This window comes from Akkermansia sp. NBRC 115031 (assembly GCF_030268505.1).
Classification (GTDB): Bacteria; Verrucomicrobiota; Verrucomicrobiia; order Verrucomicrobiales; family Akkermansiaceae; genus Akkermansia; species Akkermansia massiliensis.
Genome location: NZ_BSQU01000009.1, coordinates 20,872 through 35,609 on the forward strand (window position 1 = coordinate 20,872; position 14,738 = coordinate 35,609).

General features: G+C 59.4%; 13 protein-coding genes. 6 read left to right on the forward strand and 7 right to left on the reverse strand.

The genetic code is table 11. The features are described 5' to 3' along the window. Positions 1 to 112: 112 nt before the first annotated feature. The 6 genes from QSJ36_RS11885 to ispF are packed head-to-tail and all read left to right on the forward strand — an operon-like array spanning position 113 to position 6,962. Positions 113 to 904, forward strand: a complete 792-nt coding sequence (locus QSJ36_RS11885; protein ID WP_022396007.1) for a MotA/TolQ/ExbB proton channel family protein — start codon at positions 113 to 115, stop codon at positions 902 to 904. Positions 905 to 940: 36 nt separating this feature from the next. Beyond that, positions 941 to 1,387 carry a biopolymer transporter ExbD gene (locus QSJ36_RS11890; RefSeq protein ID WP_022396008.1) on the forward strand — a complete coding sequence of 149 codons (447 nt, stop codon included), beginning with the start codon at positions 941 to 943 and terminating at the stop codon, positions 1,385 to 1,387. Then, entirely contained in the window at positions 1,384 to 3,816 is a 2,433-nt protein-coding gene (locus QSJ36_RS11895) for a tetratricopeptide repeat protein (protein ID WP_285468720.1), read from the forward strand. Before QSJ36_RS11890 ends, QSJ36_RS11895 begins: the two co-directional genes overlap by 4 nt. Positions 3,817 to 3,840: 24 nt before the next feature. Beyond that, entirely contained in the window at positions 3,841 to 5,631 is a 1,791-nt protein-coding gene (locus QSJ36_RS11900) for a transglycosylase domain-containing protein (protein ID WP_285468721.1), read from the forward strand. Positions 5,632 to 5,661: 30 nt separating this feature from the next. Beyond that, positions 5,662 to 6,426: an inositol monophosphatase family protein gene (locus QSJ36_RS11905; RefSeq protein WP_285468722.1), complete on the forward strand. Its 765-nt coding sequence runs from the start codon at positions 5,662 to 5,664 to the stop codon at positions 6,424 to 6,426. A 26-nt stretch (positions 6,427 to 6,452) separates the two neighbouring features. Further along, positions 6,453 to 6,962: a 2-C-methyl-D-erythritol 2,4-cyclodiphosphate synthase gene (gene ispF, locus QSJ36_RS11910; protein ID WP_102728374.1), complete on the forward strand. Its 510-nt coding sequence runs from the start codon at positions 6,453 to 6,455 to the stop codon at positions 6,960 to 6,962. 866 nt (positions 6,963 to 7,828) lie between these two features. On the opposite strand, the gene yidC is transcribed toward ispF, so the two are convergent. From yidC to pdxH, 7 genes are all read right to left on the reverse strand, one after another. After that, on the reverse strand, positions 7,829 to 9,724 hold the full coding sequence (gene yidC / locus QSJ36_RS11915; protein ID WP_285468723.1) for a membrane protein insertase YidC: 1,896 nt from the start codon (positions 9,722 to 9,724) through the stop codon (positions 7,829 to 7,831). A 54-nt stretch (positions 9,725 to 9,778) separates the two neighbouring features. Continuing rightward, entirely contained in the window at positions 9,779 to 10,027 is a 249-nt protein-coding gene (yidD, locus tag QSJ36_RS11920; RefSeq protein ID WP_022396015.1) for a membrane protein insertion efficiency factor YidD, read from the reverse strand. Continuing rightward, complete coding sequence (rnpA, locus tag QSJ36_RS11925) at positions 10,024 to 10,395, reverse strand: ribonuclease P protein component (protein WP_180970901.1); 372 nt, start codon at positions 10,393 to 10,395, stop codon at positions 10,024 to 10,026. The genes yidD and rnpA overlap by 4 nt, the downstream gene beginning before the upstream one ends. A 62-nt stretch (positions 10,396 to 10,457) precedes the next feature. Further along, on the reverse strand, positions 10,458 to 10,643 hold the full coding sequence (gene rpmH, locus QSJ36_RS11930) for a 50S ribosomal protein L34 (protein ID WP_012420297.1): 186 nt from the start codon (positions 10,641 to 10,643) through the stop codon (positions 10,458 to 10,460). 210 nt (positions 10,644 to 10,853) lie between these two features. Then, on the reverse strand, positions 10,854 to 12,965 hold the full coding sequence (locus QSJ36_RS11935; RefSeq protein WP_102722798.1) for a glutamine synthetase III: 2,112 nt from the start codon (positions 12,963 to 12,965) through the stop codon (positions 10,854 to 10,856). A 283-nt stretch (positions 12,966 to 13,248) separates the two neighbouring features. Continuing rightward, positions 13,249 to 14,085, reverse strand: a complete 837-nt coding sequence (locus QSJ36_RS11940) for a D-hexose-6-phosphate mutarotase (protein WP_022396018.1) — start codon at positions 14,083 to 14,085, stop codon at positions 13,249 to 13,251. Continuing rightward, positions 14,082 to 14,720, reverse strand: a complete 639-nt coding sequence (gene pdxH / locus QSJ36_RS11945) for a pyridoxamine 5'-phosphate oxidase (RefSeq protein ID WP_022396019.1) — start codon at positions 14,718 to 14,720, stop codon at positions 14,082 to 14,084. Before pdxH ends, QSJ36_RS11940 begins: the two co-directional genes overlap by 4 nt. Positions 14,721 to 14,738: the final 18 nt, after the last annotated feature.

The window sequence follows — 14,738 nt, forward strand, 5'->3', positions numbered from 1 at the left end:
GGGGATTATTATGCCATATGCGGCAAGAAATGAAACTGCGGAAACGTACTGCATTACGGCTACTTGGCTTGCCTAGGAAGACTTCTTCTGTATAATCCCCTACGTCTTTTGTATGAATCCTGTACCGTTTACCACGCTGGCTGCCGCCATGGACTTTGTGGTGGGAGATAGAAATTATCCCCTCTCCGAGCTGTTTATGAAAGGCGGCTTCATCATGTGGCCGCTGCTCCTGTTATCCATCGCCGGGGTGGTGGTGCTGGTCATGTGCTGTTTTTCCACCCGCGCCTCCGCCGTTCTGCCCACCAAGCTGGTGGAGCAGGCGGAATCCTTCATCCGCAAGAGGGATTATACGGGCCTTTCCATCCTTTGCAAGGATGGGGACTCCTGCTACGCGCGCGTAATGCTGACGGTGGCCAGTTTCATGCTGCGCAATCCTTCCGCCCAGTTTGAGGAGGTGAGGGAAATAGCCGCCGCGGAAGGCGGCCGCCAGGCGGGCTTCCTGAGCCGCCAGATTTCCTGGCTGTCGGACATCGGCGCCCTGGCTCCCATGCTGGGCCTGCTGGGAACCGTAGTCGGGATGATGAAGACCTTTTTTGAGATCGCCAACGGTGATTTCTCCGGCGGCAAGCAGCGCATCGACATGGCGGGCGGCGTGGCGGAAGCCCTGATTACGACCGCGGGCGGCCTGATGCTGGGGATCCCCGCCATCCTGGCCTATGTGTACTTCCGCAGCCGCGTTCACAAGCGCGTGGGGGACCTGGAAGCCGCCGTGACGCACAGCGTTTCCGTAGTAGCCACCCAGCTCCAGAAGCCGCGTGCCGGCGTAGCCGGAGCCTTCCATGAGGAAGAACTTCCCAGGGTTCCCGTTGACCCCACCTCCCTGCGCGACGTGCGCGGGCTTTAGCCGGAAGCGGCCATCCCCACCACACCGGAAGAACGTATGAAATTCCACTATAAAATGCCCAGCCCCATCGGGTTCCAGCTCGCGCCCATGCTGGACATCGTGTTTCTGCTGCTGGTGTTTTTCATCGTGACCCAGACGTTTGAGGATGACGAGCCGGACCTTTCCATCAACCTCCCCTCCGCGGAGACTCCCAAGCCCGGTGAAAACGTTTCCAATGAAATCATCGTGAATATCCGGAAGGACGGCACCGTGGTGATCAACCGCCAGGCGTATACCATGCCGCAGCTGGAGGACAAGCTTCTTTCCGTCGCCCGGCTGGATAAAACCATGCTCGTCCGCATCCGCGTGGATGAGAAGGCGGAATCCGGCGTGGTGGTGCATGTGATGGACGCCTGCCTGAAGGCCGGGCTGAACAATGTTTCCTTCTCCACGCGGCCTCCGGCTCCCTCTTCCGTCAATGTTCCCAACCCCCAGGCTTCATGAAAGCGTTATTTTTCATCAATGCAGGTTTAATGACTTTGGCGGCGTTCGCCGTCGCGCAGGAAAACATTCCGGATGCCGCTCCCATTGCGGACGGTCCGCTGGTCGCCAATCCGGAGCAGGATTCCCTGGACATGGCGGACATGCTGTACAAGCAGGCCCAGGAACCGGCGACGAAGGCGAACCGGCAGGAATATGGCCGCCTGCTTGATTTGAGCCTGCGCAAGTATCTTGAATTTGCCCAGCGTTTCCCTCAGTCCGCCCAGGCTCCCCTGGCGGAGTACCGCGCCGCCATGTGCCTGGAGGAGCTCGGCAGGAAGGAGGACGCGCACACCCTGTTCCGCAGGCTGACCCAGACGGGCGGCCCGGCTCTGGTTGCCGCTTCCGCCTACCGCTTGGCGACGGACGCCTCCGCTGCCGGGGAAACGGACAAGGCTATCCAGTATTACCAGCTCGTGGTCCGCAATGCGGAACAGAATGATTTGAAAGTGGACGCCCAGTACCGCCTGGGACGTCTGTTTCTTGCCAGCGGGAATCCGGACGCCGCCGCCACCATGTTCTGCGCGGTGATAGGCAATCCGGAAGCGGATGCGAAATTTGTTTTGGTGTCCCGGATGGGGTATGCCGCCCTGTGTGCGGATACGGGCCGTCTGGGTGAAGCCTATTCCGAATACCGCAAGGTGCTGGAAACGCCAGGCGTGGATGACAGGAACCGGGGCATCGCCACCCTTCAGGCCGCCATGCTGGCAACCAGGCTGAAAAAGACCGCGGAGGCCCAGAACCTTTATGAACGGCTTTTGAAGGACGAATCCCTGAAGGAAATGGCGCCGGAAGCCCGCATGGGGCTGCTGCTGGGGCTGTACAACATGGGCAAGTACAAGGAGATCCTTTCCCAGCACGAGCAGCAGAAGGACATGAAGATGCCGACCAAGGACGGCCAGGTGCGCCTGCTGATGCTTCTGGGCCAGTCTGCCTACAAGCTGAAGGAGTACCAGAAGGCGGCGGATTTCTTCCTGGAGGCGGAAAAGGCCGTTCCCTATACGCAGGAAGCCATGCAGGCCTCCTTTTACCGTCTGCTGTGCTATAATGAACTCAAGCAGAAGGACCTTCCCCAGCGGGCACAGAGCTTCCTGAACCATTACGCCAAGGCCTTTCCGACCAGCGAACTGCACGACATGGTGCGCCTGATGGCCGCGGAGAACCTGTTCAACACCAATCCGGCGGATGCCGCCCGGTTTTACGCCAGCATTGATTTTGACAAGGTGCCCCCCAGGATGCGCGCGGATATCCTGTACAAGAGCGCGTGGGCGATCGCCCAGGCCGGGAACCGGGGCGTGGCCGCCAAACTGCTGACGGATTTCATCAACGATTTCCCGCGGGACCCGCGCATTTGCGAGGCTCTGACCCTGCGCGGGGACATGTACGCCAAGACCAAGAAGGAAGCGGAGGCCCTGATGGATTTTGACCGGGTGATCGCTCGCTGGCCGAAGGCGGAATCCGCCGCCGCCGCGTGGCAGCGGGCCGCCCAGATTTATGCGGGCCGCCAGGATATGGTGAACATGGCCAAGTATTATGAAGGCCTGATTCAGAATTTCCCGAAGGCGTCCCCCGCCGCTCTGGCGGAAGCTCATTTCCTGCTGGGGCGTGCGGCGTTTGACCAGGGAGACTTCAAATCCTCCATCAGCCACATGGCGGAAGCCAAGACGCTGGACCCCCAGAAGTACGGGGAACAGGTCAATGTGCTTTCCGTTCTGTCCTATCACAAGCTCCAGGACGTGAATAAATTGAAGGAGGTCCTGGAAACCCTGCAAAAGGAAAACCCCTCCGCCGTGGCCCGCGTGCCGGACGTAATCCCCGCATGGCTGGGCCTTCAGGCCTATGGCATGAAGGACCTGGAAACGGCGGACAAGTACATGACCTGGGCTACGCAGAACGACCAGCTTCAAAATGTGAAGAAAGTGATCTGGCGCAACCTGGCGAAGGTGCGCCTGGCGCTCAAGAAGTATGACCGCGCCCTGGTGGCTTCCAACAACTTCCTGAAGGATGAGGACCAGCCCTACCGCCGTGCGGACGGCATGCTGGACAAGGCCTCCATCCTGCTGGGGCTGGGCAAGTACGCGGACGCCCGGAAGACGGCGGAGGAAGCGCTGGCCCTGGGAGTGGAAGGCCCCCTGATGGCCTCCCTGAAAATTGTTCTGGGGGACATTTCCTATGCGGAGAAAAAGTTTGATGAAGCAGCCAAGCATTACGGCGTCACGGCCGAGTTGTTCGTCAATGACGCCGAATTGAAACCCAAGGCCCTGTTCAAGGCGGCGGAAGCGCTGGACAAGGCCGGCCGCAAGTCGGAGGCTTCCCAGTACCGGGCGCGCCTGCAGAAGGAGTTCCCGGATTGGAAGCAGGATGACGAATCACTGCCCCCGGATGCCCGCTAGGCGTCCCCAAGGATCGGAACCGGAATGGAGAACAGGCGTAAAAGATGGTATGATCTGTTCGGATTGCTGCCGCGCAATCTGGGCCGTCTGCTGCTGTGGCTGGGCCTCATTCCTATTGCCTTCATCATCGTCCTGCTCGTTTACGCCTGGAGGGCGGACCAGTATGAACTGGACGAGGTGCTGGCCCCACTGGAAAATTGCGCCGCGTATGACCGCAACGGCCAGTGGATAGGCACCCTGACGGACCACGACCGGGTGTACGTGGCCCGCAATGAACTTCCTGACAACCTGGTGAATGCCTTCATTGCCCGGGAGGACGAGGCCTTTTTCGATCACGGAGGAATCGTGTATTCCTCCATCATCCGCTCCATTTGCCGGAACCTGACCACGCTGTCCTATGCGCAGGGGGCTTCCACCATCACGATGCAGCTGGCGCGGAATTGCTATGAACTGGGGGGGAAGACCCTGGACCGCAAGGTTCTGGAAATGGCCGTGGCGCGCCGCATAGAAGGCAAATACTCCAAGGATGAAATTCTGACGGCCTACCTGAACCGCATTTACTTCGGACAGCAGTGCTACGGCATTGCGCAGGCGGCGGATTTGTACTTCGGCAAAAAAGTGGCGGACCTGACGCTGGCGGAATGCGCCACGCTGGCCGGGCTGGTGCGCGGACCTTCCATTTACAACCCGGTTTATAGTCCGGAGGCGGCCGTCAAGGTGCGCAACGCGACGCTGGAAAGGATGTTTGAGTGCGAATTCATCACCCAGGAACAACTATGGCAGGCGTCCCGCGAACCGATGACGGTGGCGGGAGAACGGGAAGCGCGTCCCGGCTCCTATCCCATCCTGGTCATTTCCCGTGAGCTGAGTGACCTGGACTGCTGCGACGAGCAGGAGGGAACTTCCAGCATTTTTGTAATGACTACGCTGGATTTGGAATTCCAGCGGATGGTGGAGGAAATAAGCGAGCCTGCGCTGACCGCGCTGGAAGCTTCCCCCGTGTGGGCCGGACTGCCCAGGAGAGTGGACAACCAGTTGAAGAATTGCGTGCAGGCAGCCGTGCTGTGCGTGGATTCCCGCAAAGGGGACCTGCTGGCCGTGACGGGGGGGCGCTCTGCGCTGGACGGCGTGGACCGGTGGCAGACGATGGTGATGCCCGGCGACCTGTTTACCCCCGTCGTCAACCTGTGCGCCGTGGACCAGCGCAGGACTGTTATTCGCAGCAGTCCTGAAGTGACCGGGCGCGGGGTAGGGTTCAATACGGTGATAGAAACGGCGCAGAAGGCCGGGTACAAGGGGGACCTTCCGCGTTCCCCGGATTTGTATGCCGGCAGGTTCCGCGCGCCTCTCTCGCATGCCGTCAATGCGCTGTACCTCATCGGCAACGACGGGCGCAACGTGCAGATTTCCTCCGTCAGGCAGGTGGGCACCACCAAGAAAAACCTGGTGATGGTGAACGCTCCCTCTCCGGAAGAAAGCCGGCGGGAAATCCTGCCGCGGGAATCCGCCCACCTGGTAGCGGCCCTTCCTCCCTTCCGTTACGACGAACGCTCCAGGAAGACGTCCGTCAATGTCAGGCTGCCGGAAAACACGGGGCATTTCTCCGCCGTCATGGGGCGTTATTTCACGGTCTTTGTCTGGGTGGGCTTCGACGAGCCGGATGAAGCCGTCTATAAAAAGAAGGGCGTTGCCTCCGCACTGGCGAAGACCTCCGCCGCGCTGGCCGGGGAAGTATATGACCGGGCGGAGGAAAACCGCCGCAAAGACGTCCGGGAGCGCCGGGAGAAGGAAGCTCCTGCGGAGCAGGACACCTGATGGCATCCAATTTTCCATTAATAGAATATCATGAACCACTCACCTGAAATGACCGCGGCCATCCTGGCCGCCAAATCCGCCGGAGCCTTCCTGAAAAAGCATTTTTACGACCAGAAGAAGGTGGATGAAGCCAGCCAGAACGACATCAAGCTGGAGCTGGACAAGCTCTCCCAGAAACTGATTACGGAGGAAATCCTCTCCGTGTTCCCCACCCACGCCGTTTTGGGCGAGGAAGGGTATACCGGAGACCGCAACAGTGAATATGAATGGATTGTGGACCCTATTGACGGGACGGTGAATTACTTTTACACCATTCCCTGGTTCTGCGTCTCCATCGCCCTGCGCCGCCGCGGGGAAATAGTGCTGGGCGTGATTTACGATCCCATGATGGACGAATGCTGGCATGTGGAAAAGGGAGGCATTCCGTACATGAATGACCATCCCATGCATTGCAGCCGCCGGGAAAAGATGGCGGAGGCCGTGGTGTTCGTGGGACACGGCAAGACGGACGGTTCCAAGGAAAAGGGAATCGAACGCTTCGCAAAAATCGCCTGGCAGGTACGCAAGGTGCGCAACAACGGTTCCGCGGCCCTGGCTCTGGCGTATATTGCCTGCGGCAGGTTTGACGCCTATGTGGAAAGCGTCATTTCCATCTGGGACATCGCCGCCGGGGTTCTGCTGGTGGAAGCCGCGGGAGGGAAGGTTGTCCTGGAACCGAAGGAGGGCAATCCGGAACAATTCGCCATCGTCGCCTGGAACGGCCGCATTCCGATCATGGAAGCGCTGGACGAATAACTTGAACGATATTGCCGCAGTATTGTATGAAAGACATGATTGCACTGACCGGGCTGGGATATGACATCCACCGTTTTGCGGAAGCTCCGCGTCCCCTGATGCTGGGCGGCGTGCACATTCCTTCCGCCCGCGGGCTGGACGGCCATTCCGATGCGGACGTTTTGTGCCACGCCATTGCAGACGCGCTGCTGGGTGCGGCCGGATTGCCGGACATCGGCTACTGGTTCCCGCCGGGAGACCCTGGCTGCAAGGATATTTCTTCCCTGGACATCGTGGCGAAGGCCGTTTCCCTGATTCGTGAGCGCGGCGGCCGCGTGGTGAACGTGGATTCCTCCCTGATTGCGGAAGCTCCGCGCATCTCCCCCTACCTGGAACAGATGAAGGGCGCCCTGGGAACCGCCCTGGGCATTTCTCCGGCACGCGTGGGGGTGAAGGCCACCACCAATGAACAGCTCGGCGCGCTGGGCCGCCGGGAAGGCATCGCCGCCTTTGCCGTGGCGGCTATTCTGATGCCGGAAGATTTGACTGCGCCGTAAGAAGACGTCCGCCATATTTCCTTTTTTGGGCTCTTTTCTCAGAAGGGGTGCGGGGGCGGCTGTGCCGCAGGCTGGGGTTCAGGCTTTAGAGCGGCAGACGGATTTGGAATCCGGAGTCAAGCCTACAAAACTGAAAGAAAAACGTTTTCAGGGGGTTGAACTTGCCAATATCCTGGGAATTGCCATAGGGAATTCTTGATGTGACGGGCCTTCTTTTCGTTCCGGCAATCATTAATAACCGTCTTTACACTTCGGCGGCGGTAGCCATCAGGGCCGGGTGCCCTGTCTCCCGGACGGTATGCGGCTGTGAAAGGGAACGGTGGAATATTGATGGAGGGCGGTTTTGCGGTTGCGGGGCCTGGGAACGGAAGGCTCCCTCCTTTCGTTGTTGAAACTCTTTCTGTAGCGCAGCGGAAGCTTCTTATCCAATAGCCCCCGGGCCTCTCCACAGGCGGTCCATCAGGACCGGGATGCCCTGGCTCCCGGGGCGATATGCGGCTGTGAATAGGAGATGGAAGAAATGTTGGCGGAGCGTCAATTTGGACCGTTTTGGAGCATAGCGAAGGGCAGTATTTCCGGCTATGGAATCCATACCGGATTCCAAATTCGCTAAGTTGATTCTGGTGGGTGTTTGGCATTTTCTGCCGGGCCGCTCCAATTAGCTACACAAAGAATATATGACGAGGAAAACCGGGCTTCTCCGAGTGGAGGGGTCCGGTTTTTTTGAGGGGGCTGCCGTATGGAAATTTCCCTTTTCTTCCAGCGCTTGTCATGGGGGGGATTTTCTTTCCATCATCCGCCCCAATAAAAAAGTGCGGCCGTGTGAACAGCCGCACTTGCAGGGAAGAGAGAGTAAAGGCGCGCCCCTACTTCTTGGGCGTTATGTTGCGCATGTTGCGGCCCTTGGCCTTGCGCTGCTGTTCCTCCAGGGCCACGCGCTGCTGGTCCATCATCCTCTGGAAGAAGCCGGGCTTCTTCTTTTTGGCGGCGGAGAGCACGGGCATGGGCAGGCGGCGGATGAGGGCCGTCTGGCCGATGGAAATCAGGTTCTGCGTGGTCCAGTACAGGGCCAGGGCGGAAGCGAAGTTATAACAGAACAGGAAGAACATCAGGGGCATCAGGTTCATGATGATGCGCTGGGAGCGTTCGCCCGCCTGCGGGGTCATCCGCATCTGGACAATCATGGTCACGGCCATGATGAGGGGCAGGATGTTGATCGGGATGCCGAACAGGTGGCCTACGGTGTCGGGCAGGGACAGGTCCGTCATCCACAGGCAGAAGGGCTGCCCCCTCAGCTCCGCGGAATACTGGAGCACGCGGTAGAAGGCGAAGAAGATGGGGATCTGGATGAGCATGGGCACGCAGCCGCTGGCAGGGTTGATGCCGTATTTCTGGTACAGCTTCATCATCTCCATGTTCACCTTCTGGGGGTCGTCCGGATATTTTTCCTTGAGCTTGGCCATCTCCGGCTGAACCAGGGACATGCGCTTCATGGCCATGTAGGATTTCTTATGCAGCGGCCAGATGAGCGCGCGGACGACGATGGTCATGCAGATGATGGCCACGCCCCAGTTTCCGAACCATCCGTGGAAGAGGTTGAGCAGCCAGTTCATCGGCACGCTCAGGAAGACGAGCCAGCCGTACGCCATGATGTCGCTGATGGCGGGGTAGGTGAGGTTCAGGTCGCGCAGGTAGGCGTTGAATTTGGGACCGGTGTAGATGTCGTAGGTGAGTGTCTTTATTTCGTTGGGCGCCATGGTCAGGTTGGGGATGCCCATGGCTACAGTGACGCCGGGCACCAGCGTGTTGTTTTCATGCTCCAGCGGGAATTCCTGGCGGGTGGCGTACACGGTGGAGCCCTTGGATTCGTTCTGGGGAAGAAGAATGGTGGCGTAGTACTGGCTCATCACGCCGGCATAGGTCAGGTCCTGCAAGGGGCCTTCCAGGACGCGGGCCTTTGCGGTGCTGAAAAAGCCGCCTGTGAAGTAGGAGGGCACTTCCTGTTCCAGGGAACCGTCCGCATGGTAGAAGAAGTGGGTGTAGGTATCCTTCGGTTCACTCTTGGCGATGGGGTAGGCGCTGCCGCCGAAGATGCCCATGTAGCGCAGATCCTGGACGTTGGGGGATTTGTTGAGCAGGGAGACGGTCAGGCGGATGAGGTATTTGCTGCCGGGCAGTACTTTTCCTTCCAGATTCTTGACGGGGTGCAGGGTGTAGGTCTTGGAGATGAAGAGCTGCCGTGCGGGATCATAGCCCTCCAGGGTGACGGAGTCCGCCGTGCGGCTGACTTCCTTGTACACGGTGTTGTCATAGGACGGGTCCTGGGTGGCGTCCATGTTGAAGACGAGCTCGCCAATGCCCCTCTGCTGGGCTTCGTTGATGGTGATGTTGTGGTCCGCGACTTTTTGGGAGTCCACAATGTCGTTGTGGAGGGTAACGGCGCCGATGGAGCCGCCGATGCGGTTGAAGGTGTACGTGATGAAGGGTTCCTGCTTGCCGTCCGCTTCCTGCGTGGCCGTCAGCGTGATCGGGCTGGTCTTGTCTTCTTCAAGGGCCTTGCTGGCGGAAGGCTGTTCCGGGGCGCTGGGAGCGGCGGGCGCCTGTGCTCCGGGAGCCGGGATGCTTGCCGGAGCGGCGGCCGTCTGCTGGACGGGAGCGGGGGCGGCGGGGACGGGCTCTTCCTTTTTATTGTTGCCCATGTAAATGTTCAGGCCCAGAAGGGCGGCGCAAACGCCTATGACGATCCATGCTGTGCGATCCATAATGTGATATAGCTTGATTGAAGTTGGTTGGGAGGGAGGGGAGAGAAAGGTAATTTAATGCGGCGTGCGGGCCGGAGGCACGGGATCATACCCTGAACCGCCCCACGGATTGCATCTTAAAATGCGCCATGAGCCAAGAAGAAAGCCGCGCCAGGCTCCATGGACCCGGACGGCCTGGATGAAGTACTGGGAACAGGAGGGAGTATAGCGGCAGCCGCTGCCGGGGCCCCCCAGCGCATGCAGGGGGGCGCTGATGAAGGTTTGGTAGCCCCGTACCAGGGCAATGAGCAGCCATTTCATCATGCTTTGTCTTGTTCCCGGGAAAGAAGTTGAAGTTTGAGCTTGCGGGCGGCTTTCTGCCAGTCCCGCTCCAGGTCTGCATAGCTGGCTTCCACGGCCCGCCAGCGGAGGACGCACACCAGGTGCACGCCGTGTTCAAAGGGGGCTCCGTGCGCCCTCAGGATTTCCCGTACGCGTCTCCGCAGCTTGTTGCGGACGACGGCGCAGCCGATTTTTTTCGTGCAGATGATGCCGAATTTGGAGGGTTCCTCCGGATGTTCCAGCGGGGCTGCACTTAAAACAATAAGCCGACCTGCTACGGATGGTCCCTCGTTGCGCACCCGGGCAAATTGGAATGCCCTGGTCATGCTTTGTTGACGAGTAAGACGCATCTCCCGCGGGTCGGCCCGTGAAAAAGTTCCAAGGAGGCGTTAACCAAGTCCTGGCGGCTGAATTAACGGCCGTGCTGGATGGTATGGCGCTTGTACTGGATTTCGGCTCCCTTGGGAAGCAGGCGCTTGCGGCCTTTGGCGCGGCGGCGGCGAATGATGTCTGCTCCGTTCTTGGTAGCCATGCGTGCACGGAATCCGAACTGACGCTTGCGGCAACGCTTGGATGGTTGATAAGTCCTCTTGCTCATGATGTTGAAAGATGCTTCTTGTGAATTACTAGATTCAGTGCCGTCCGTCTAAGCGGCCTATGCACAACCGGACGGAAAGGATAACTATTTTGGCTGTTTTGTCAATCCGTCAGGCGATTAATTTGCCCTTTTTCTTGGGGAAGGTACTGGAATAAGTGATGTTTATGGTTGATAGCCAGTTATTTTCTGTTCCGGAGGGAGCCCTTTGTTTTACAGAAAGAGCAGTTCCGCATAGGTGGGAACGGGCCACAGGTCTGCGTCCGTCAGGCTTTCCAGCATGTCGATGGTGCTTCTCAGATTGTCCATGCCCGTCTGGATGACCTTCGTCTCGGCTTTGTCCACGGCGCAGCGGAGTTCCTGCACCTGGGTGGGGAGAAGGTCCAGCAGCGTGCCGATCTGGTTGGCGCGGTCCGCGGTGGCTTTCATGCCCGCCTTGATTCCGGCGGCTTTCATCTGGGCTATGGCGGTGGTGAGCTGCGTGAGCTGTTCCGTCACGGCGGGGATGTAGAGGGTTTCCACCATCAGAAGGGCGGTTTCCGCTTCAATGCTGATTTCCTTGTGGAAGATTTCCGTCTGGATTTCATGGCGGGCGTGGAGCTCCACGGGGCTGACCACCTTGTATTTTTCAAAGAGGGCCTTGGCCTTGGGCGTTTCCAGCGCGGCCAGGGCTTCAATGGTGCCGGGAACGTTGGGCAGTTTGCGGCGTTCCGCTTCTTCAATCCAGGCTTCCCCGTAGCCGTCTCCGCTGAAAAGGATGCGCTTGTGCTTCTTGATGATGTTCTGAAGCAGCTTGTTCAGCGTGGCATGGAATTCCTCCGGCTTGTCCTTGACGGGTTCCAGGATGGTGCAGATTTCATCCAGGCTTTCCGCCACGATGGTGTTGAGCACCGTCATGGGCCAGGCGCAGGTCTGGGAGGAGCCTACGGCGCGGAATTCGAATTTATTGCCCGTGAAGGCGAAGGGGCTGGTGCGGTTCCTGTCGGAGGCGTCCAGGGGGAACATCGGCAGGGTATCCACGCCGATGTTGATGGTTTTCTGGGTGCACGCCTTTTTGGTGCCGCCCTTTTCAATCTGCTCAATGATTTCATCCAGCAGATCCCCCAGAAAGATGGAGATGATGGCCGGAGGCGCTTCATGGGCGCCCAGGCGGTGTTCGTTGCCGGATTTGGCGACGGAGGCGCGCAGCAGGTCCGCGTGTTCGTCCACGGCCTTGATCGTGGCGCAGAGCAGGGTGAGGAAGATGGCGTTTTCCTGCGGGCTGGAACCCGGGTTGAGCAGGCTGCCGTAACCGGGGGCGGAGAGGGACCAGTTGTTGTGCTTGCCGGAGCCGTTCATGCCGGAGAAGGGCTTTTCATGCAGCAGGCAGACCATGTCATGCTTGTTGGCGGTCTTGCGGAGCACTTCCATGACCAGCATGTTGTGGTCCACGGCCAGGTTCTGGCTTTCAAAGATGGGCGCAATTTCAAACTGGCCGGGCGCAACTTCATTGTGGCGCGTTTTGGCCGGAATGCCAAGTTTCCAGAGGGCTTCGTCCACGTCCACCATGAATTCCAGCACGCGGTCCTTGATGGAGCCGAAGTAGTGGTCTTCCATCTGCTGGTGCTTGGGGGGGACGTTGCCGAAGAGGGTGCGGCCGCACATCATCAGGTCCGGGCGCAGGGCGTAAAGCTGCTTGTCCACCAGGAAGTATTCCTGCTCCGCGCCCAGATCGGCGCTGACGTGGATGTTGGACGGGCCGCCGAAGCAGGACAGCAGGCGCCTGGCCTGGCGGGTGACGGCGGTCATGGAGCGGAGAAGGGGAGTCTTTTTGTCCAGCGCCTGTCCCTTATAGGAGCAGAAGGCGGTGGGGATGCAGAGAGTGGCGCCGTTTTCCGTGCGCTTGATGAAGGCGGGGCTGGTGGGATCCCAGGCAGTGTAGCCGCGGGCTTCAAAGGTGGCGCGGAGGCCGCCGGAGGGGAAGCTGGAGGCGTCCGGCTCGCCCTGAACCAGGCTCTTTCCGGAGAATTTGAGTTCCAGGTTTCCTTCCGGGTCCACGTCCACGAAGGAGTCATGCTTTTCCGCCGTGCTTCCGTTGAGGGGCTGGAACCAGTGGGTGTAATGGCTGGCGCCCTTTTCCAGAGCCCACGTCATCATGGCCTGGGCCACTTCATTGGCAATGTCCGGGTCCAGCTTTTCGTCCTTGCGGATGGTAGCCAGCAGTTTCTTGTAGACGGGACGGGGCAGGTAGTTGCGCATGGTCTCCATGTTGAAGACATCCTGACCGTAAATTTCCGCAATGAAGGTTGCGGCATTGCCAACATCGGAAGGTGGGTTTGTATGCATCTTGGTAGGGAACGCGCCAAAAGGCTCGGAATCTACCAAACCTTAAAAGGGGGGTTTTTGCAAGCCGAATCCTGCCGGAGAGCTCCACGGAGGGATGATTCAGGGAACAAAAGTTCCGGAGGAGTCCAATTTCACCTTTTGAAGGGAAGGACGGAAAGGCTGCCGTTCTTCATGCTCCCCTGTCCGGAAGCGGTACGGAACGGCCTGGGAGGTCATTCCCCGCGCATGGGGTTTCCTGCCAGCCGTCCGTTCATCCGGAGGCGGAAGGGAGGGGGAATGCCTGCTATTCCAGCGGTCCCACCGTGATTTTCTGGCACAGGGTGTGGGATTGTCCGGAGGCGAGGGGAATGCAGCGGGAACCGGCATTGCCCATTTCCACGCACAGGAATTTGTTCCAGGATTCCGCGCCCAGATCCGCCATGTTTCCGGCTCCCTGCTGTCCCGGGTTCCAGATGATGACGGAAGAGGCGTGGTCCCGCTCCACGGTGATGGCGCGGTTCAGCACGAAGTCTTCCAGCACGATTTTCCCGGAACAGGCCGGGCAGTCGTAAACGCGGTCCAGGCACCCCAGGGGGGCCAGCGGGCGTTCTCCGTGCTTCATGGGCTGGGGCGCTTCTTCCCGGAACGGTACGTCGTCCAGCCCGTGTACGCGGCATTTGGTCAGGTTGCCGACGGCAAAGTAGTTGTGAAAGGCTTCCGTGAGCTTGCAGGGCTGCATGCGGGCGGTGGTTTCCAGCTTCATGGCCAGCGTGCGGCCCAGCGCCAGGCGCAGGATGGCGGCGGGGTAGGATTCGTCTTCCGGATAGAAGGCCAGGGAAAGCAGGGCGTTCCCCCGCTTGTCCGTCTCCTGGTGATGGAGGCGCCATTCCGAGGTGCGCGCCACGCCGTGGGACGGTTCGCCCTTTCGCGGACCGAACCAGGGCCAGCAGACGGGAATGCCGCCGCGGATAGCTTTGCCGGGCGCAAAGACCGCATTGGGGGAAAGGAAGAGGCATTCTTCCTGCCCCTCCGGCTTCCATGACGTGAGGTGCGCCCCTTGCAGGCACAGGGTGGCTGTACAGAGCGGTGTTTCCACGTCCAGGAAAGCAACTCCCTGGTCTGTTGCTCGCCGGGTAATCATGGCTGGAGGCGTTCGATCGTCCAGGAACCGTTTTCCTGGAGCTTGTACATGAAGCGGTCGTGAACGCGGCCGGGGCCGCCCTGCCAGAATTCAAAGGTGTCCGGAATGATCCGGTAGCCGCCCCAGAAGGAGGGCAGGGGGATTTCTCCCTTGGAGAATTTGTTTTTCAGCTCCATCAGCTTCATTTCCAGCAGTTTTCTTCCGGAGATGACGGAGCTTTGCTGAGAGACCCACGCGCCGAGCTGGGATTCCTTGGGACGGGTGAGGAAGTATTTCAGGGATTCCGCGCGGGAAACCTTGACGGCCTTCCCGTAAATGATGACCTGGCGTTCCAGCATCACCCATGGCAGCATCATGCAGACCTGCGGGTTTTCTTCAATGTCATGGGCCTTGTGGCTGCCGTAGTTGGTGAAAAAGACGAAGCCTGTCTGGTCAAAGTATTTGAGCAGCACCGTACGCAGGGAGGGCCTGCCGTGGGCGTTCACCGTAGCCAGGGAAAAGGCGTTGGGTTCCGGAATGTCCGCTTTCAAGGCCTGTTCAAACCAGGTCTGGAATTGTTCAAAGGGGTTTTCCGCCAGGTCTTTTCTGTGAAGCTGGCCCTTGAGGTATTCTTCTCTGAAATTGGACAGGTCCATGATAGGGTGAAAGGTAAG